Raw genomic sequence first — 19,182 nt, forward strand, 5'->3', positions numbered from 1 at the left:
GTGCAGTCCTGCTGTTCGCGCTGGCTCGGCCTTGGAAAGGAACTCTTTCGGTGTCGGATCTTTGGACCGCATTCGCTGCAAGCCATGGTCCAGGGTTGGCTCTAACGGCCAGCTAAGACGCTAAACGGTTTCCACCGCTTGCCGAAACGCAGCGTCTAAGCCTGCTCGGTGCGGACGGCGCGGCGGCGGCGCTCGCCCTTCAGGGTCTCGACGATGCGCACGCGCTTGACGCGGCGCGGATCGGCGTCGAGCACATGGAACTCGAAGCCGGGTATGGCCTGCACCACTTCGCCGCGCGCCGGCACCCGGCCAAGCGTGTTGAAGATCATGCCGCCGATCGTGTCGACATATTCGCCGTGCTCGCCGGCGGCGAAATCCTCGCCGATCATCTTGGCGACGTCGTCGATCTCGGCCTTGCCGTCGACGATGAAGACGCCTTCGCCGGCCTGGGTAATCATCGGCTCGTCCTCGTCATGCTCGTCCTCGATGTCGCCGACCACCATCTCGACGATATCCTCGAGCGAGACGAGACCGTCAGTGCCGCCATATTCGTCGATGACCAGCGCCATCTGGGTGCGCGTCGTCTGCATTCGCCCCATCAGGTCGGAGGCGAGCATCGACGGCGGCACGAACAGCACCGGTCGGATCAGGCTGAGATCGCCGATGGTGCGCGCCAGATCGACCTGGGCGAGATCGAGAACCGTCGCGACCGGAGTTTTCCTGGTCGTCCTGCCCTTTCTGACGCGGGCGACCTTGGTGATATGCGCCAGCACGTCGCGGATATGGACCATGCCGCGCGGATCGTCGAGCGTCTCCGAATAGACCGGCATGCGGGAATGGCCGGACTGCTCGAACAACCCCAGAAGGTCGCCGAGCTTCGTGGTGATCTCGACCGCCTCGATGTCGGCGCGCGGCACCATGACGTCCTCGACCCGCACTTCGCGCAGGCGCAGGATGTTGTTGAGCATGGCGCGTTCGCCGGGCGAGAAGGATTCTGCATCGCTCGCCGTTTCGGCAAGCGCACCGGCAATCTCCTCGCGCAGGCTGGTGCCGTTGCGGTGCCTGAAAAGCCCGAGCACGCGATCGAACAGGGAAGGACCGGCAGGCGATGCCTCGCTGGCGAAGCTGCCGGTCGTGGTACTCGGACTCGAGCCCTCTTCCGTCGTTTCGGAAGGCTTGATCACACTGCCGGCGTCGGAGCGGGCGGCAGTCTCTGGTTTGTCGTTCATCATCGTCCGGTCAATTGGTCTTTTGTAATTACGTGTAGGGATCGGGAATGGCAAGCCTCGCAAGTGCTGCGCGCTCTGTCGCTTCCATCAGTTCCGCTTCGGCATCCGTTTCGTGATCATAGCCCAGCAAATGCAGCAGGCCATGGATGACGAGATGGGAGATATGGTCCTCGATGGGCTTGTCTTCCAGTGCCGCCTCGCGCGCGACAGTCTCGGCGGCCAGCACGATGTCGCCGAGCATCGGCGGCAGAGGCCCTCCCCTGGCAAACGGAAAAGCTGGAAAAGACAGGACGTTGGTCGGCTTGTCCTTGCCGCGCCAGCCGGCATTGAGCGTGCGGATACGGGCATCGTCGGAAAAGACGATGCTGAGCTCGGAACGGCCGTCGGCACCGGTTTCGGCAAAGGCGGCCGAGACGGCGTGGTCGACCAGCCGCATCAGCACCGCCTCGTCGGGCCAGTCGCCCGCCTCGATCGCGATATCGATTTCGACGGGAAGCGGTCCCCCCGCCTTTTGCTCCTCAGCCATGCGGCCGCATAATCGTATCAGCTTTCGACACCCAAACCCCTGGCCAGCTTGCCGTCACGGTCGTAGGCCTTGACGATCTCGGCGACCAGCGGATGCCTGACGACGTCGCCTTCATTGAAGCGTACGGTCACCATGCCGGTGACGCCGTCGAGGATTCTCAGCGCCTCGACCAGGCCGGATTTGGTGTTTGGCGGCAGATCGATCTGGGTCGGATCGCCGGTGACGATCATGCGCGAGTTCTCGCCGAGCCGGGTCAGGAACATCTTCATCTGCATCGGCGTGGTGTTCTGCGCCTCGTCGAGGATGACGGCAGCGTGCGCCAGCGTACGGCCGCGCATGAATGCCAGCGGCGCGATCTCGATGACCTCAGCAGCAATCGCCCGCTCGACCTTGTCGGCCGGCATCATGTCGTAGAGCGCGTCATAGAGCGGCCGCAGATAGGGATCGACCTTCTCCTTCATGTCACCCGGCAGAAAGCCAAGCCGTTCACCGGCCTCGACCGCGGGGCGCGACAGCACGATCCGTTCGACCATGCCACGTTCGAGCAGCATTGCCGCATGCGCCACCGCCAGATAGGTCTTTCCGGTGCCGGCCGGGCCGATGCCGAAGACGAGTTCCGACCGCTCCAGCGCGCGCATATAGGCGTCCTGGTTGAGCGAGCGGGCATAGATGGTCTTCTTGCGCGTCGATATCTGGGCGGCGGACACCTTGCCCTTGCGCTCCAGCGTCGGCAGCGTCAGCTGGTCGTCGGTGGCGATCGCCATGCGCACGGCGCCGTCGACATCGGACTGGCCGATATCGGTGCCTTTCTGCAGAATGCCGTAAAGATTGTCCAAGGCGCGGCGCGCCTGCTCGGCGGCCGAGGAAGAGCCCTTGATGGTCAATTGGTTGCCACGCGAGCGGATATCGACGCCGAGCTTCTGCTCGAGCCTGGCCAGATTCTCGTCGAACTGGCCGTAAAGGGCGCTGGCAAGCTTGTTATTGTCGAAAGTCAGTACGATGTGCGCGATATCCGAGGCCCCGGAGGGTAGATTCTGGGGCAGGTTCTTGACTTCAGCAGCGCTCAACCGTCTCTCCTCATCTGCCGAGGCCTTCAGGCCAATTCGGCGAACAGGCTGTTGTAGCCCGTCTTCGTGATTCGTACCTGGATAATGTCACCGATTTCGCCGGCCTTTTCATCAACAATAACCGGCTGCAGCCACGGCGAGCGGCCAACCTTCTGGCCGGCCTGGCGGCCAGGCTTTTCGATCAGCGTGTCGATAGTCCTGCCGACCAGGCTTGCGCCGAAATGCTGCTGCTGTTTCAGAAGCAGCGCCTGCAGCCGCTGCAGGCGCTCGTCCTTGACGGCCTCCGGCACGTGATCGCCCATCTCCGCGCCCGGCGTGCCGGGGCGCGGAGAATATTTGAACGAGAAGGCCGAGGCATAGTTGACGTCTTCGACCAACTGCATCGTCGCCTCGAAATCCGCTCCCGTCTCACCGGGAAAGCCGACAATAAAATCGCCGGACAGTGCGATGTCGTTCCGTGCGGCACGGATGCGGTCGATCAACGTCAGATAGTCCTTGGCCATATGCCTGCGGTTCATCGCCTTGAGTATGCGGTCGGAGCCGGATTGCACCGGTAAATGTAGATAGGGCATCAGCGTAGGCAAATCACGATGGGCGGCGATCAATTCATCGTCCATGTCGCGCGGATGGCTGGTCGTGTAGCGCAGCCGCGCCAGACCTGGAATCTCTGCCAGCCTGAACAGCAGCCGGCCAAGGCCCCATTCCTCGCCGTCTTCACCTCTTCCGTGCCAGGCGTTGACATTCTGGCCGAGCAGCGTCACCTCGCGCACGCCGGCATCCGCCAGGCGCTCGGCTTCGGCGACGATCTGTGCCACCGGCCGCGAGACTTCCGAGCCGCGCGTATAGGGCACGACACAGAAGGTGCAGAACTTGTCGCAGCCTTCCTGAACGGTCAAGAACGCCGTCACGCCGCGCCTGATCAGTTCGGCGCGCTTCGGCTGCGGCAGATGCTCGAACTTGTCTTCGACGGCATAATCGGTCTCGACGATCTTTTCGCCGCTCCGCGCCCTCGCCAGCACCCCGGGCAGCCGGTGGTAGGTCTGCGGACCGATGACCAGATCGACAGCCGGCGAGCGGCGGATGATCTCGGCACCCTCGGCCTGCGCCACGCAGCCGGCGACGCCGACCAGCATTTCGCGCCCGGCCTTGGCACGTTCCGCCTTCAGCTCACGGATGCGCCCAAGTTCGGAATAGACCTTTTCCGCCGCTTTCTCGCGGATGTGACAGGTGTTGAGCAGCACCAGATCGGCCTCGCCGATGGCGTCTGTCGCGGCATAGCCGTCGGCCGCCAGAGCATCGGTCATGCGCTGCGAATCGTAGACGTTCATCTGGCAGCCATAGGTCTTGACGAAGACCTTTCTGGTCGCGGCAGGCGGAACGACCAGGTTTTCGGCGGCAGCGCCGATGTCGTCACGTTCTATCGTGTTCAATTCCATTTCGCGGCTTCTAGCGCCTTTCCCCGACAAAAAACAGACGAATCTGGCCGGAACCTGCTCAGCCTACCGGCTCGGACGCGGTTCGGCGAGCGCCGCTTGTACCATCTCGCGAACCTGGCGTTCCATCTGCTTTGCCGTCTCCTTGCGGCTCGAGCCCCTGGAGAAAGCAATCGCCTCGCCAAAATGCACCTCGACGTCGAGGGCGCCCTCGGCCATCAGCACCTTGAGGTGCGGCATCAGCTCCTCATCGCCGATCCAGGCGGCAACCGGCCGATGCCGGCGGCCGAGCGGCACGCCATGCAGGCGCGTATAGACGATCGCCACCGGTTGGATGAAGACCTGTTCGGTCGCCCCTTCCGCAATCGCCATTGTAGCGGCGCCGAACAGCGTGCTCTTGAACGGCAGGATCATGTTCCCGTCGCCGGTCGAGCCTTCGGCGAACAGCACCATGGCGTCGCCCTTGGCCATCCGGCCGGCGATCTCGCTCGCCTGGTCGCCCGACGAGCGTTTGCGCTCACGTTCAATGAAGACGGTGCGTTGCAGCTTCGACAGCATGCCGATCAGCGGCCAGCCTGCCATATCGGCCCTGGCGATGAACGTCACGTCGACCATCGACCCCAGCACCATGATGTCGGTCCAGGAGATGTGGTTGGCAGCAATCAGCAATGGGCGCTGGCCGGACAGCGCTCCCTTGACATGGATGCGCAGCCCCAGCGCCCTGACGATCATTCTGTGCCAGATCTTCAGGATGAAGGTCTCGCGCCAGAGTCCGGTCCTCATCGACAGTATCTGCAAAGGCACAAGCACCAATGAGCCGACGACAACCAGCCCCAGGGCCAGGAAAATCCTGATTTTTCCGATCATCCGCACCACCCCGGCGTTTGGCTAGCGAAGATCGCGGCGCATGACAAGCGCGCCGGTCGGGCCGTGCTCCGGCGACTTGTAATAGTTGGCGCGCTTGCCGACCTCGCGGAAGCCGAACCGCCGGTAGAGCGCGATCGCGGCGACATTGGTCTCGTCGACCTCGAGGAAAAGTGCCTCGGCGCGCTGTGCGTGCAGTTCACGCAGCACCGCATCCATCAATTGCCAGCCGAGCCCCCGGCGCCGATGCGAGCGTGCCACCGCGACCGTCAGGATCTCCCCCTCGCCGGCCGCCAGCCGAGCCAGCACGAAGCCGACCGGCGGCTTGGCACCCTGTCCGGTCTCGCGCGCGGCATAGCCGAACACCGTGTCCTGCTCGAGCAGCGCGGCGAATTCGTCGTCGGTCCACGGCCGCGCGAAATCCTCGCGATGCAGCACCGACATGGCCGCGCTGTCGGCAACCGTCAGCGGCTCGATCGCATAGTCCCTGCGACGCGGCTGGAGGAATGGAATGCGCATCAGTTTTTTTGCCTAGATAGAATAAAGCCGGCCTGCGGCTTGGCGTCGGCGCCGCGCAGATAGAGCGGTTTCGGCTTTTCGCCCTCGCCCTTTTTACCGGCACGTTGGGCGGCGGCCAGCCGGGCATAGACGGCGATGTCGGCGGTGGCCGCCGTCCCGCCGAGATCGAAGCTGCGCCCGGCCGCCGCGGCAATTTGGGTTGCCGCCGTGCCGGCGAGAACCGCAGATCTGTCGACCGCGATGGCGGCTGCTTGCGAGAGCGTGGTCACGGCCGGACCATAGATCAGAACCGACCTCTCATCGTAAAGTGCCGCATGGATCTCCTCGCGACCTGCATCGAGCGCGGCGAGCACGGCGCGACCGGGAAATGCCGCTCTCGCTTGCGCCGCCAGGGCCTCCAGAGTCGTCACGCCGATCGCCGGGATTTTCAGCGCCAGCGCAAGGCCGCGCGCCGCCGAGACGCCGACGCGCAGACCGGTGAAGGAGCCCGGACCCATCGAAACGGCAATGGCGCCGAGGCCGGAATAGTCGGTTCTGCTGGTCCCCAACGCCTTTTCGATGACACCCATCAGATGCTCGGCATGACCCTTACCGAGATCGAGCACCGAACGGCCGAGTTCTTTCCCGGCCGCCGCGTCGTAGACGCAGGCGGCGCAGAGATTGGCGGCACAGTCGATGGCAAGCAATTTCATGAAGCGGCCGGTTGAGACAGTTTCGAAAACAGCTTCCCTCTGCCCGCCAGGGCTGATCCCCGCAAGGGAATAATGGATAAATCGTCAGGCGACTTGGCTTCGGCGCGGGTCCAAGAATGTAAGTTCCAACGCACGCAATCGCCACAATAGGTATCGGGACTAGCCGACCTGCTCGATACGCAGCACGTGATTGTCCCAGACATAGTCAGGCTCGGAATGTATCGAGCCACCGGACTCGACGATATCGCCGGCGCCGGTCGTCGCCATGAAGCTTTCCCCATCGGCTGCAACGCCGCAAACCTCGACCAGCGCCTTGGTGGCGACGATGCGGCCGCTGGCCGCGTCGATCACGGCAAGCGAATTGCCCTCAGGCGAAGACACCGCGATGGTGCCGGCGGCAGGGTTGGCGGCGACCGAGCCGATATAGTTCCTGAAGGCGGAGAGCACGTCCTGCGACATATCGAGCAATTTCAAGTCCATGCCGCGCGGCGCGCGGCCAACCAGCGGGGGACGATCGGTACCCGGCCCCCTGTATTGACAACCGAACCAGACGGTGCCGGAGCGGTCGGCGTCCATATGGCGGATCGACAGTTGGTGCAGCGCCGGCGGCAATTCGTGCTTTTCGGTGAGATCGCCTGTGAGACGGTCGACCAGCACGTAGGATGGCCGCATCGTGGCAATGTTGAGCTCGGCGCGGCCATAATCCGGATGCGTCTCGATGCCGCCATTGGCCACAGCAATCGTCCTGCCATCGGAAAGCAGCAAAAGCTCGTGTGGGCCCATGCCGTAGGTCGGGAACTCGCCGATGCGCTTGAATTTCGCATGCGCGTCATAGACGCCGACGACGCCGGCGGCATTGTCGAAATCGTTCTCGGTTGCGTAGAGCAGCGTGCCATCGGCCGAGAACACACCATGGCCGAAGAAATGCCGGCCGGCAACGCTGGCAATAGTGTGCGGTTTATCGCGGCCGGTATGGTCGAAGACGACAGCAAAGGTGCCCGGCTGCCTGGCAAACACCACCGAACGCTTGGACACCGGGTCGAAGGTAACGTCGTGGCCCCGATCGGGCAGATCGATCGTGTGCAACAACTTGCCGGCCTCGGACAGGACGGCCGCGCCATAGCTGCCGTCGCGCTTGACGAAAGCGGTGGCGAAGACCGCGTCGGCGTCGATTGTCTTTGCCCAGGCCGACGGCGCCATCGCCGCTACGAAACCAGCGCCTGCGGCCCTCAGGAAATCGCGCCGATCGATCAGCGGCGTCCTCATGATCAGTCACCATCCAATGACGAGAACCCGGCGGTCAGGCCGAATTCGGCGGTCAGCCTGGTGCCGATCAGGGTCGTCAGGCTGGATGTCACCAGCGAGAAATAGTCGAGCTTCTGGCGCAGCGCCGGATCGGCAAGTGCCTTGTCGATCGGTCCCCTGATCGCCTTGGCCGCCTCGATCCCGTTGGTGAGCTGGATGTGGAACGATTCTGCCATCCAGCGCGCATCGGGCGGCAGCGCGTCGCCAAGCTGCGAGGCCTGGAACAGCGTGTCCATGCCCGCCAGATTCCCGGTCAGCGAGCGGGCGGTGTTTTGCGAGCGCCAATAGATCGCCTGTTTCGGTTTGTCGGTCTCCGGCTTGGCGCCCAGGAAGCCTTTCAGGCGTACGTCTCGGACCATTTCCAGCTCGTTGATGAAGACGCCGACCAGTTCGGTCACCGCTTCGGTGCCGTCGTGGTAGAGCGCGTTCTGCGGACCCGGATTGGCCCAGAGCGCGGCAAAGCCGTTGGGATCCTTCCAGGCATCGGCAACCTCGCCGGCAATCTTCTCGACATTGCCGGCAATGGCCGCACCGTAGGCGCAGCGATAGGCGTCGTCCCTGCCGACCAATTGACCGGCTCCGTCGCCGTAGAGGACGAATTCCAGTGCGCCGAGCCCTTGCATGGCGACGCTCTTTGTAGCCAGCTGGGCCGGATCGGCGGCTGTCGGATCCTTGCCGGCAAGTGCTGCCTGCACCTGCTTCAGGCCGATGCTCTTGCGATCCGGCCAAAACAGCATGCGCTCAAGCCGGTTGTTTTCCGCGATCGGCCCGAAACGGATGATTTCCACCACCGACCAGGCATCCACGACGCCTGAGAATTCGGCGCGTGCCGCATCGAGATTGTCTCGCGAGGGCGCTTGGCAAAGCGCGTGCATGGTCTTGGCCAAGCTGTCCGCATGGTCATGCAATCTGGCATAGGCCGGGCGGACGAAGCCGTCGATCGCCCGCTGGATCACATCCGAAGCCTTCACCGTCGCGGATGCCGGCAGCGCACCGGCGAGGACCAGCATCAGAGCGAATGCAAGACGCTTCCGCATCAGAGCGACTCCAGAAACTTGATCAGCGCGGCGCGGTCGGCCGCATCGGCAGCGGCAAAGCGGTCACGCGCCTTCTGACCCTCGCCGCCATGCCACAGAATCGCCTCGGCCAGGCTTCGTGCGCGCCCGTCATGCAGGAAGAAGGTGTTGCCGCTGACGGTCTGGGTGAGCCCGATGCCCCACAGTGGCGGCGTGCGCCATTCGCTTCCCGTGGCCTCGCCCACCGCCTGTCCGTCGGCAAGACCGGGTCCCATTTCATGCAGCAGGAAATCGGAATAGGGCCAGATCAGCTGGAAGGCCTGCGCCTTGTTCGGGGTGTCGCGACGGGTGACGAATTTCGGCGTATGGCAGGAGATGCAGCCCATATCGTAGAACAGTTTTTTGCCGGCGAGCACGTCCGGTCTGTCGAGATCGCGCCGGGCCGGCACGGCAAGGTTTTGCGAATAGAAGGTCACGAGGTCCATGACCGGCGGCGGCGCTTCGACCGGACCGAGGCGCTCCTGTACACCGTTAGGTAGGCCAAGGCAGGTCTTTTCCGCGGCGCTGCAATCGCCCCAGTGCTTCGGCACTTCGGGCGTCGAAATGCCAATATCGCCGGCAAAAGCGTCCGCCGATTGCTGGCGGATCGATGCCGCCTGCGCCTTCCAGCCGAAACGGCCGAGCGTCAGTTCACCGCTGCTGGCGTCGCGTATTATGTTTGGCCTGCCGGAAATCCCGTCACCATCGCGGTCGGCCGCATCGGCACGCGTAAGGATGTCGGCGGGAGCGATCTGCTCGACCAGGCCAAGGCCGATCATCGGCGGTGTCATGCGCGGCGACAGCGTGGTGTGCGGATCGAGCGGCCCGTAGGCGAGACCCTCGACCGAATAGCTCGGCTTACGCAGCGACACGACGCTGCCGTCCGCCAGTTTTACTTTTTGCTCCTGATAATCGACATGCATCCTGCCTTCGCCCTGCAGGCCGGGAACGGCTAGCTCCTGAAGTTGTGTGCCATAGACCGGGTCGGGAAAGTTGAGCACCTTGTGATCGGCGAGCGCGGCTTTCTCCTCCTCGGTACTGGCTTCCCTTGCCAGGCGCAGGAACATCGAGGTGGTGCCGCTGTCGCCTTGGGGCGGATGGCCGCGACCGTCCTTCAGATGACAGTTCTGGCAGGCGCGCTCGTTGAACAACGGACCGAGCCCATCCGAGGCTTGTGTCGAGGATGGCGAGGACACCCAGTTCTTGCGGAAAATGGCATTGCCGAGCTTGAAGGTGCCCTCTTCCTCGAAGCTGATGTTGGCGGAGGATTGCGAGAAGGCGTCCTTGTTGACGTCCTTCTTCGAGGTGCCGGCGCCGCCCTGCATCAGCTCGAATTGCTCGGGCTTGGAGAAATCGCTGGTCGGCCTGGTGATGGCGATGACGCGCGCCAGATCCTTCGGCGTCAGATCCGTGCGGCTGGTGGCAAGCCCCGCCGGTTGCGGCGCCCCGGCCAGCGCCGAGGCTGTGAGCGTCGCCACCACGGCAAGAAAGGCGCCGCGAAGGATACCGTATCGCGGCTTCTTCTGAGGCGGCAGGCCACAGTGCTCGGCCGGCCGCAAGCGGCGCATGAAATCTAGGGGGCGCCGCATTCCGGCATGTCCTTATTCCGCCTCGTCGGCCGACGCTGCGTTGAGTTGACCGTACTTTTCTTCGCCGATCGAGGCGAGCAGGTCGAGTTGCGTCTCGAGAAAGTCGATGTGACCTTCCTCGTCAGCCAGCAATTCCTCGAACAGCTTCATCGTCACGTAGTCGCCTGCTTCGTTACAAACCTCGCGCGAACGCTTGTAGGCGGTGCGCGCGTCGTATTCGCCGGCAAGATCGGATTCGAGCACTTCCTTGACATTCTGCCCGATGCGCAGCGGCGCCACGGACTGCAGGTTCGGATGGCCCTCGAGGAAGATGATGCGCGCCACGAGCCGGTCGGCATGGTGCATTTCCTCGATCGATTCAGCGCGTTCCTTCTTCGCTAGCTTGGCGTATCCCCAGTCTTCCAGCAGCCGGAAATGCACCCAGTATTGATTGACCGCCCCAAGTTCCAGAAACAGAGCCTCGTTAAGCCGCTCTATGATCTGCTGTTCGCCTTTCATGGGTTCTGCTCCCGTATTGGACGCGCAGGCCTCTGACGCGATCCAGGTGTGAAACGATGTCCACGCCACTCGCCGCCGAGCGGGCATGGTAATTTTCGGTGACCCGAATGATCGTTTCGACCACATTTGGGAAGCAGCCGCAACAGCGACCGCGCTTGTGCATGGCGTGATAGACCTTCGCCGGCACGATCAGCTGCCAGGGGTCCTCATCCAGCAGCCCGACGATCGTCTGCTCTATCTCCTTTTCGGTGATGATGTTGCAATGGCAGATCAGCATTTTGTCGCTCTGGCTAACGGCGCTTCGCTGCGTCGCGTGGCTGGTGGTTTCGATAGTCTATTGGAACACCTTGTCCGGTGAATCGAGGCTGTCCGAGCCCTCGAAGGCTATCGCATTGAGCTTCAGGGTACCGACGGCGCGTTCGATCGATTTGGTCTGATCGACCAGCGCGTCGATCGCCGCCTGCACAGTGGCATTGCCTTCCGTGTTGCCTTCTCCGATCTGCTGGTCATAGGCCTCGCCGGCAAGCGCCCGCGCCTTGATGGCCTCCATCTTGGCGACGGTGACGTCCAGTTTGTCCGACAATTCCTTGGCAACCGCCGGGTCGGCCGCCTTGACCATGTCGGCCACCGACGGCCCCTCGACGACAGTGCCGTCGAGCCGCTTGTAGCTGCCGTGATAGGCGGCACGGATGCCGATCGCATCGTAAAGATGGGAGTTGTAGGTGTTGTCGGAGAAGCAATCGTGCTCCTCTTCCGGGTCGTGCAACAAGAGGCCGAGCTTCATCCGCTCTCCGGCGAGCTCGCCATAGGACAGCGAGCCCATGCCGGTGAAGATGGTCGAAATGGCGGCGTTCGGCTCGCCATCGACAAGGTTCTTGCGGGCGGCGCCGCCCTCCTTCCAGTCGTCGACCATATCCTTTAGATCGGAAACCAGAAGGTCGCTCGCCGATTTCAGATACTGTCCGCGGCGGTCGCAATTGCCGCCGGTGCAATTGGCGAGGTCGTAATCGGTGTAGGGCCGTTCGCCGGCGCCCGGACCGGTGCCGTGCAGGTCCTGACCCCAAAGCAGGAATTCGATCGCGTGATAGCCGGTCGCCACATTGGCCTCGATACCGCCGGCCTCCTGCAGGGTGCCGGAGAGGAACTCCGGCGTCAGGTCGGTGGCGTCGACCTTCTTGCCGTTGATCTCGATCGACTTGTTGGCGATCACATTGGCGGTGTAGAGCGCGTTGGCGTCCGACTCGGTGCCGTAGCTCTTGGCGACATAGTCGATCAAGCCTTCGTCGAGCGGCCAGGAGTTCACCTTGCCTTCCCAGTCATCGACGATGGCGTTGCCGAAGCGATAGACCTCGGTCTGCTGATAGGGAACGCGCGATGCCTTCCAGGCCTCGCGGGCGGCGTTCAGCGTTTCGGCAGATGGCTTGGCGAGCAGCGCATCGACAGCCTTGTCGAGCGCCTCGGCCGCGATCAGCGAATCCTCGTATTTGGCGAGCGCAATGTCGGAATAGGTCTTGATGACCGCCTTGGCATCGGTTTGCGCCTTGGCCGGCAGCACGAACACGGCCGCCGTCAGCATTGCGGTGGCGCCGATCGCCGCAAGCCTGCCGCCATACCGTGCCGTGATCATCGTTCTCATGATTGTCTCTCCTCGGGAATCAATGAAATGCCGGCGCCTCGGCGGGCAGCTGCCAGCGGGCAAAGAAGGGTCGCGCCATCGCGCGGTTCGCGGAAGAAAGACACCGAAATGCCTCCAATCGAAAGGGTTCAAGGCCCAGACATCAAAGGGATGCGCTGACGCGCGAGCTTCCATAAAACGGCGAAGACGCCGGATGTCAACTGGTGGCATAGAAAGAATTCAATTGAAACAACAGTTTAGAATTATTCTAAACTAGAACTGTCAACTTTAACACCGACGTATGAGGAATGCCGGCGCATGACGCAGTTGACAGGCGGCCGTTCCGGGTGCGACCCGGATCGGCGCTCTTGCGGCGGCGCCGGACAATCGCCACCTGGCGAGACGTCCTAGATTTGGATGAGGAATCGGGCTGTTATGAAGAACGGGGTCGTCATTGTCGGTGCGGGTCATGCGGGCGTGCAAGCGGCCGCCAGCCTGCGCGAAGAAGGCTATGACGGCCCGGTGATCCTGGTCGGCGACGAAAACGAATTGCCCTACCACAAGCCGCCGCTGTCGAAGACCTTCATCAAGGATCAGCAAGCAAAGCCGCAGCCGTTGCGCGGCGAGGCTTTTTATACCGGCAGCGCCATCGACTTCCGGCCAGGCATCCGGGTCGAGCGGATCGACGTAGGCGGCCGCAGGCTGGAGATATCGGGCGGCGGTGTGTTGCCGTTTGACCGGCTGATCCTCGCCACCGGCGCGCGGCCGCGCCTGCTGCCGCTGCCGGGTTCGGAGCTTTCTGGCGTTGTGTCGCTGCGCTCGCTCGGCGATGCCCGCCTGATCCGCGAATTGAGCGCGCAAAGCGAGGAGGTCGTCATCCTCGGCGGCGGCTTCATCGGCCTGGAGATTGCCGCGACGCTCACCGCGGCAGGCCGCAAGGTTACGGTGGTCGAGGCGGTCGACCGGCTGCTCGGCCGCGCCGTGGCACCGGTCATCGCCGGCCATGTGCGCCAGCGGCTGGAGGCCTCCGGTGTGCGCATCCTTACCGGCACCACCATCGAACGGCTGGAGGACGAGAACGGCCGTGTTTCGGCTGCAATCACCTCATCCGGCGAGACATTGCCGGCTCAGATGGTCGTCATCGGTATCGGCGTCGTGCCGAATGTCGAACTGGCCGAAGCCGCCGGCATTGTCATCGCCAACGGCATCCGCGTCGACCAGCAGATGCGCACGTCGGTGCCGGAAATCCTCGCCATCGGCGACGCGGCGTCTTACCGGCACTGGTTCACCGGCGGCGACGTGCGGCTGGAATCGGTGCAGAACGCCACTGACCAGGCGCGGCTCGCCGCGCGCACCATCGTCGGCCACACCGACAATTACTCGGCGGTGCCATGGTTCTGGTCCGATATCGGTGACATGAAGCTGCAGATGGTCGGCCTGATTGCGGGTGGTGACAGCCATGTCATGCTGGGCGACGTGGCCGAGAACAAATTCTCCATCTACCACTATGCCGGAAGCCGGCTGCTCGGCATCGAATCGGTCAACCGGCCGGGCGACCACATGCTTGGCCGCAAGATGCTCGGCGCCGGCTTTTCGCCGTCGCCGCAGATCGTCGCGACCGGGCCCGACGGGCTGAAGGCCGCGCTCGCCGCCTTCCAGCAGGCAGAGCCGGCCCGCGCGGCAGGATAAGATCAAACCCAATCACCCTGAATGACCGAGTTCGACCGATAGTGTTGAAAAAGTCCGGCGCACCGCAAATCGCCACCGATATTAGAATCCAGTTCCACCCCGGCGCATTGCATGGAATCAGGATTCAATTTTGGGGTCTCTGCGGAACGCCATGCTACGAAAGTGCCACGGGCGACTGCGACGCGGACTTTTTCAACAATATCGACCGGGAGCTGACCTTCAAAACATATAGCGAAGTAAAGGAAACAGCGGTATTTTGACCAATTGAAATTCGTCGGGGGGTGCTCATGGCTCTATATGTCATTGGCGCAGGCATGGGTCGCACTGGCACATATTCGCTGAAGCTCGCCTTGGAGCATCTTGGGTTCGGGCCGTGTCATCACATGGCAGATGTCCACGCCAATCCCGAGCAGAAGGCGCTGTGGCGCGCCGCCGGACAGGGACAACTCCCGACCTGGGATGCGGCATATGCCGGCTATCTTTCCGCGGTCGATTGGCCAACGGCGCATTTTTGGCGCGAAGTGAGTGACCACTACCCTCATGCAAAGGTTATCCTGACAGTTCGTGACCCCGAAGCCTGGTATGACAGCATGGCGCAAACAATAGGGCTCACGATGGATGCTGCTACCAATGATCCACAGTCCTTTGGTGTGGCGGTGGTTGGAAACAGTGTCTTTGGCGGTCGATTTGATAACCGTGATCACGCAATCGCTGTCTATGAAGCACATAACGCTTCCGTGAAATCAACGCTGCCACCTGAACGCCTTCTTACTTATCAGGCCTCCGAAGGGTGGGAGCCGCTTTGTGCCTTTCTCGGTGTACAGTTGCCTTCCGAACCGTTTCCACGCACCAATTCGACTGCCGAATTTCGTGCTCGCATAGGGCGTTGAACGGCGGCTTGCCACCTATCTCGGCCTTCGCCGCAGTTGAATCTAGGCGATATCCTCGCCGCTCAGGCGGCGCGGGCCTCGCGGATCGAACTTTCCAGAATGTCGAGCGCCTCGTTCATGACGCCATCCTGGATGGTGATCGGCGCGAGGAAGCGGATGACGTTGCCGTAGACGCCGCAGGTCAGCAGGATCAGGCCCTTGTCGAGCGCCTTCAGCCGGACCGCATTGGCGAGTTCCGGAGACGGCAGGCCCTTCGCCACATCGTTGAACTCGACCGCGTTCATGAAGCCGGGGCCTCTGATATCGACGATCTCCGGGGCTTCGTCGCGGATCGATTGCAGGCGCTGCTTCAGACGGTTGCCCAGCGTGTTGGCCCGGTCGCAGAGCTTCTCCTCGTCGATGACGTCGAGCACGGCATGCGCCGCGGCGACGCCGATCGGGCTGCCGCCATAGGTGCCGCCGAGTCCGCCGGGGTTCGGCGCATCCATGACCTCGGCGCGCCCGGTGACCGCCGCCAACGGGAAGCCGCCGGCCAGGCTCTTGGCCATGGTGGTGATGTCGGCCGCCACCTCGTGGTGGTCCATGGCAAACATCTTGCCGGTGCGGGCAAAGCCGGTCTGCACCTCGTCGGCGATCAGCAGCATGCCGTGCTGATCGCAGATCTTGCGCAATGCGGTCATGAAGTCGCGCGGCGCCTCGTAGAAGCCGCCCTCGCCCTGCACCGGCTCGACGATGATGGCGGCAACGCGGGCCGGATCTACATCGGCCTTGAACAGCCGGTCGAGCGCAGCCAGCGAATCGGCGACCGACACGCCGTGCAGTGCAACCGGGAACGGCGCATGGAAGACATCCGCCGGCATGGCGCCGAAGCCGACCTTATAGGGCACGACCTTGCCGGTCAGCGCCATGCCCATGAAGGTGCGACCATGAAAGCCGCCGGAAAAAGCGATGACCGCGGGCCGGCCGGTGGCGTTGCGCGCAATCTTGATCGCGTTCTCGACCGCCTCGGCGCCGGTGGTGACAAAAATCGTCTTCTTGTCGAACTTGCCGGGCAGCATGCCATTCAGCCGTTCGGCCAGCCTGATATAGCTCTCATAGGGCACGACCTGATAGCAAGTGTGGGTGAAGCGCTCGAGCTGCGCCTTGACCGCTTCGATCACCCTGGGGTGACGGTGGCCGGTGTTGACGACGGCGATGCCGGACGAGAAGTCGATGTAGCGGCGGCCTTCCACATCCCAGATCTCCGAGTTTTCGGCGCGATCGGCATAGATCTGAGTGGTCATGCCGACGCCGCGCGAAATCGACTGGCTCTTGCGTTCGGAAATGGCTGAATTTGTCATCGTATCCCTCACCGGGCCGGCGCCCGCTCTCGTTTGATGGCTGTTGAGACTCTTCTGGGCTTATTTCAGGTTTTCCTCAAGTTGGCACTGGCGGCGGGCGATTGGGCCTGCGGTCCGGCGGGCGACCTGACACAAAGTTGCCAAGTCCCGTTCCTTCGCGCCCCCCTCTGTCCTGCCGGACATCTCCCCCACAAGGAGGGAGATTGGCAGCTTCGTCGGCAGCGTTCCTTCTATAACGTTGGCGATTGGCGAAATCAGTGGTGACGGCCAATCTCCCCACCCGTGGGGGAGATGGCCGGCAGGCCAGAGGGGGCGCGAAAGAACACGACGCGGGGAATTGAAAGCAAGCCTACTCACGCCGTCCGCACAAATCCCTCGCTGGCCCTCAGCAAATTGCGCGTATAATCCTTGGTGACACGGCGTTCGACAAGATCGTCCGCGGTCAGATTCTCCATCGCCTCGCCGTTCTGCATCACCATCAGCCGTTCGCACATGTGGGTGATGATGGCTAGGTCGTGGCTGACCATCAGGAAGGTCAGCTTGCGGCGGCGCCTGATCTCTTCCAGCAGGTTCAGCACCTCCGCCTGCACCGAAGCGTCGAGCGCCGAGGTCGGCTCGTCGAGCAGCAGGATCGACGGTTCCAGAATCAGGGCGCGGGCGATCGCCACGCGCTGGCGCTGACCGCCGGACAATTGATGCGAATAGCGAAAACGGAACCCGCTGCCGAGGCCGACCTCGTCGAGTGCCCGCTGGATGCGCTTTTCGCCGTCGGCGAAGCCGTGAATGGCGAGCGGCTCCTGCAGCAGGCGGTCGACGGTCTGGCGCGGGTGCAGCGAACCGTACGGGTCCTGGAAGACCATCTGCACCTCGCGGTAAAACGCCTTGTCGCGACGCGCGCCGAGCGTTTTGCCGTTGACCGCGATGGTGCCTGATGCGGCCGGCGCCAGGCCGGCGATTGCCCTGAGCAACGTCGACTTGCCGGAGCCGGACTCGCCGACCAGGCCGAAGGATTCACCGGATTCGACCTCGAGGCTGACGCCTTTCAACGCGCGGAAGCGGTCGAAGACCACCTCCAGCCTATCGACGGAAAGGGCTGCCGTCATGCTGCCCACTCCGGCTTGCGGTCGAGCACCGGCAGCGGGTGACGGTCGGCGCCGATCTTGGGCATGCAGTTGAGCAGGCCGCGCGTATAGGGATGCTGGGCGCGGCCGAGCTCCGAGGCTTTGAGCTGTTCGACCACCTTGCCGGCATACATGACGATGACACGATCGCAGAAGGACGAGACCAGGCGCAGATCGTGCGAGATGAAGATCAGCCCCATGCCGCGCTCGCTGACCAGCCGGTCGAGGATGCCGAGCACGTCGAGCTGGACAGTGACATCGAGTGCCGAGGTCGGCTCGTCGGCGATCATCATTTCCGGCCCGGCGATCAGCATCATGGCGATCATGGCGCGCTGGCCCATGCCGCCGGAAACCTCATGCGGATGCAGGTCGAAGACACGGGCCGGATCGCGGATCTGCACAGCCTCCAGCATGGCCAGCGCGCGGTCGCGGGCTTCGGCCTTGGAGACCTTCTCATGCGTGCGCAGCGTCTCGACGATCTGGCGGCCGATGCTCATCACCGGGTCGAGCGAATATTTCGGATCCTGCAGGATCATGGCGATACGCTTGCCGCGCAGCGCGCGGCGCTCGCGCGGCGAGGCGGCCAGCAGGTCGATGCCGTCAAAAGCGAGCGTCGTCGCGGTCACCTCGGCCTGCGGCGGGGTGACGCCCATGATGGCGCGGCCGGTCTGCGACTTGCCCGAACCGCTCTCGCCGACGATGCCGAGCCGCTCGCGGCCGAGCGAGAAGGAAACGCCGCGCACCGCCTCGATCAGGCCGGTGCGCGTCGGGAAGGTAACGCGCAGGTCGTCGACTTCGAGAAGCGTGCTCATTGGTCGCCACTCATTGGTCACCGCTTCGGGGATCGAGCGCGTCGCGCAGGCCGTCGCCGAGCAGGTTGAAGCCGAGGCTGACGATGAGGATGGCAAAGCCCGGCGCGCCCGCCACCCACCACTGATCGAGCACGAAGCGGCGGCCCGACGCGATCATCGCGCCCCATTCGGGCAGCGGCGGCTGCGCGCCGAGGCCGAGGAAGCCGAGGCCGGCCGCGGTCAGGATGATGCCGGCCATGTCGAGCGTCACCCTGATGATCAGCGAGGAGATGCAGAGCGGCATGATGTGGCGAAGCACGATGCGAAACGGCGAGGCGCCCATCAATTGCACCGCCTTGATGTAATCGGAATTGCGCACCGTCAGCGTTTCGGCGCGGGCAATGCGGGCATAGGGCGGCCACGAGGTGATGGCGATGGCAAGCACGGCATTTTCGATGCCGGGGCCGAGCGCGGCGACAAAGGCCAGCGCCAGGATCAGCTTCGGAAAGGCGAGAAAGATGTCGGTGATGCGCATCAGGATCGCATCGGTCCAGCCGCCGGCGTAACCGGCGACGGTGCCGACCAGCAAGCCGATGGGCGCGGCGATGATGGCCACCAGAATGACGACGTAGAGTGTCCAGCGCGAGCCGAAGATGATGCGCGAATAGATATCGCGGCCGAGATCGTCGGTGCCGAACCAGTGCGCCGCACTCGGCGCCAGGAGCCGCGAGCCCTTGAGGTCGCCGAATGTCGGCGAATAGGGCGCCAGCACATCGGCGAATGCCGCGACCACCAGCAGGGCAACGATGATGAGCAGGCCGGCAAACGCCAGCCGGTTGGCGGAAAAGCGCCGCCACGCCACATAGGCGCGGCCGAGCCTCGCCTGCACGCGCGACGCCGGCCGCTCGCTGAGCAGCCAGTCGCGGCGGGTTTGAATCGCTTCTGTGCTCATCCTGCCT

20 protein-coding genes are annotated in these 19,182 nt (G+C 63.5%); 3 read left to right on the forward strand and 17 right to left on the reverse strand.

Annotation, left to right across the window (positions count from 1 at the left end; genetic code table 11):
• Nucleotides 1–155: 155 nt before the first annotated feature.
• The 13 genes from NKH30_RS12760 to NKH30_RS12820 form a co-directional block, all read right to left on the reverse strand.
• Entirely contained in the window at nucleotides 156–1,229 is a 1,074-nt protein-coding gene (locus NKH30_RS12760; RefSeq protein ID WP_352613880.1) for a hemolysin family protein, read from the reverse strand.
• 28 nt (nucleotides 1,230–1,257) lie between these two features.
• Complete coding sequence (ybeY, locus tag NKH30_RS12765; RefSeq protein WP_352541254.1) at nucleotides 1,258–1,755, reverse strand: rRNA maturation RNase YbeY; 498 nt, start codon at nucleotides 1,753–1,755, stop codon at nucleotides 1,258–1,260.
• Nucleotides 1,756–1,772: 17 nt separating this feature from the next.
• Entirely contained in the window at nucleotides 1,773–2,822 is a 1,050-nt protein-coding gene (locus NKH30_RS12770; RefSeq protein ID WP_352541253.1) for a PhoH family protein, read from the reverse strand.
• Between the two features lie 26 nt (nucleotides 2,823–2,848).
• Nucleotides 2,849–4,258 carry a tRNA (N6-isopentenyl adenosine(37)-C2)-methylthiotransferase MiaB gene (gene miaB, locus NKH30_RS12775; RefSeq protein ID WP_352681250.1) on the reverse strand — a complete coding sequence of 470 codons (1,410 nt, stop codon included), beginning with the start codon at nucleotides 4,256–4,258 and terminating at the stop codon, nucleotides 2,849–2,851.
• A gap of 63 nt (nucleotides 4,259–4,321) precedes the next feature.
• Entirely contained in the window at nucleotides 4,322–5,122 is an 801-nt protein-coding gene (gene olsA, locus NKH30_RS12780; RefSeq protein WP_352613878.1) for a lyso-ornithine lipid O-acyltransferase, read from the reverse strand.
• A 21-nt stretch (nucleotides 5,123–5,143) separates the two neighbouring features.
• Nucleotides 5,144–5,638 carry a ribosomal protein S18-alanine N-acetyltransferase gene (gene rimI, locus NKH30_RS12785; RefSeq protein ID WP_352470057.1) on the reverse strand — a complete coding sequence of 165 codons (495 nt, stop codon included), beginning with the start codon at nucleotides 5,636–5,638 and terminating at the stop codon, nucleotides 5,144–5,146.
• Nucleotides 5,638–6,330 carry a tRNA (adenosine(37)-N6)-threonylcarbamoyltransferase complex dimerization subunit type 1 TsaB gene (gene tsaB, locus NKH30_RS12790; protein ID WP_352969667.1) on the reverse strand — a complete coding sequence of 231 codons (693 nt, stop codon included), beginning with the start codon at nucleotides 6,328–6,330 and terminating at the stop codon, nucleotides 5,638–5,640. Before tsaB ends, rimI begins: the two co-directional genes overlap by 1 nt.
• Before the next feature lie 159 nt (nucleotides 6,331–6,489).
• Complete coding sequence (locus NKH30_RS12795; protein ID WP_352969669.1) at nucleotides 6,490–7,596, reverse strand: DUF1513 domain-containing protein; 1,107 nt, start codon at nucleotides 7,594–7,596, stop codon at nucleotides 6,490–6,492.
• A gap of 2 nt (nucleotides 7,597–7,598) precedes the next feature.
• The gene (locus NKH30_RS12800; protein WP_352969671.1) at nucleotides 7,599–8,672 is read right to left on the reverse strand and encodes an imelysin family protein; all 1,074 of its coding nucleotides are present in this window, start codon (nucleotides 8,670–8,672) and stop codon (nucleotides 7,599–7,601) included.
• A complete protein-coding gene (locus tag NKH30_RS12805) occupies nucleotides 8,672–10,279 on the reverse strand; it encodes a di-heme oxidoreductase family protein (protein ID WP_352470052.1) in 1,608 nt (535 codons plus the stop codon). Before NKH30_RS12805 ends, NKH30_RS12800 begins: the two co-directional genes overlap by 1 nt.
• Nucleotides 10,280–10,291: 12 nt before the next feature.
• Nucleotides 10,292–10,777 (reverse strand): bacterioferritin, encoded by a 486-nt coding sequence (bfr, locus tag NKH30_RS12810; RefSeq protein ID WP_023676883.1) that lies wholly within the window; start codon nucleotides 10,775–10,777, stop codon nucleotides 10,292–10,294.
• Complete coding sequence (locus NKH30_RS12815; protein WP_023676882.1) at nucleotides 10,743–11,054, reverse strand: (2Fe-2S)-binding protein; 312 nt, start codon at nucleotides 11,052–11,054, stop codon at nucleotides 10,743–10,745. Before NKH30_RS12815 ends, bfr begins: the two co-directional genes overlap by 35 nt.
• A 57-nt stretch (nucleotides 11,055–11,111) precedes the next feature.
• On the reverse strand, nucleotides 11,112–12,404 hold the full coding sequence (locus NKH30_RS12820; RefSeq protein ID WP_502895699.1) for an imelysin family protein: 1,293 nt from the start codon (nucleotides 12,402–12,404) through the stop codon (nucleotides 11,112–11,114).
• A 423-nt stretch (nucleotides 12,405–12,827) separates the two neighbouring features.
• On the opposite strand from NKH30_RS12820, the gene NKH30_RS12825 reads away from it, so the two are divergent.
• The 3 genes from NKH30_RS12825 to NKH30_RS12835 are packed head-to-tail and all read left to right on the forward strand — an operon-like array spanning nucleotide 12,828 to nucleotide 14,971.
• Nucleotides 12,828–14,081: an NAD(P)/FAD-dependent oxidoreductase gene (locus tag NKH30_RS12825; RefSeq protein ID WP_352969675.1), complete on the forward strand. Its 1,254-nt coding sequence runs from the start codon at nucleotides 12,828–12,830 to the stop codon at nucleotides 14,079–14,081.
• A 44-nt stretch (nucleotides 14,082–14,125) separates the two neighbouring features.
• On the forward strand, nucleotides 14,126–14,341 hold the full coding sequence (locus tag NKH30_RS12830; RefSeq protein ID WP_352995632.1) for a hypothetical protein: 216 nt from the start codon (nucleotides 14,126–14,128) through the stop codon (nucleotides 14,339–14,341).
• A 27-nt stretch (nucleotides 14,342–14,368) separates the two neighbouring features.
• Nucleotides 14,369–14,971, forward strand: coding sequence for a sulfotransferase family protein (locus tag NKH30_RS12835; protein WP_352969677.1), 603 nt, complete (start codon nucleotides 14,369–14,371; stop codon nucleotides 14,969–14,971).
• A gap of 62 nt (nucleotides 14,972–15,033) precedes the next feature.
• On the opposite strand, the gene NKH30_RS12840 is transcribed toward NKH30_RS12835, so the two are convergent.
• The 4 genes from NKH30_RS12840 to nikC form a co-directional block, all read right to left on the reverse strand.
• Complete coding sequence (locus NKH30_RS12840; RefSeq protein ID WP_352969679.1) at nucleotides 15,034–16,311, reverse strand: 4-aminobutyrate--2-oxoglutarate transaminase; 1,278 nt, start codon at nucleotides 16,309–16,311, stop codon at nucleotides 15,034–15,036.
• A 353-nt stretch (nucleotides 16,312–16,664) separates the two neighbouring features.
• Nucleotides 16,665–17,414 carry an ABC transporter ATP-binding protein gene (locus NKH30_RS12845; protein WP_352995635.1) on the reverse strand — a complete coding sequence of 250 codons (750 nt, stop codon included), beginning with the start codon at nucleotides 17,412–17,414 and terminating at the stop codon, nucleotides 16,665–16,667.
• Nucleotides 17,411–18,244, reverse strand: a complete 834-nt coding sequence (locus tag NKH30_RS12850) for an ABC transporter ATP-binding protein (RefSeq protein ID WP_352542928.1) — start codon at nucleotides 18,242–18,244, stop codon at nucleotides 17,411–17,413. The genes NKH30_RS12845 and NKH30_RS12850 overlap by 4 nt, the downstream gene beginning before the upstream one ends.
• A gap of 10 nt (nucleotides 18,245–18,254) precedes the next feature.
• Nucleotides 18,255–19,175 carry a nickel transporter permease gene (nikC, locus tag NKH30_RS12855; RefSeq protein WP_352448584.1) on the reverse strand — a complete coding sequence of 307 codons (921 nt, stop codon included), beginning with the start codon at nucleotides 19,173–19,175 and terminating at the stop codon, nucleotides 18,255–18,257.
• Nucleotides 19,176–19,182 lie beyond the last annotated feature (7 nt).

The sequence above is a fragment of the Mesorhizobium sp. M1273 genome (assembly GCF_040318195.1).
Taxonomy (GTDB): domain Bacteria; phylum Pseudomonadota; class Alphaproteobacteria; order Rhizobiales; family Rhizobiaceae; genus Mesorhizobium.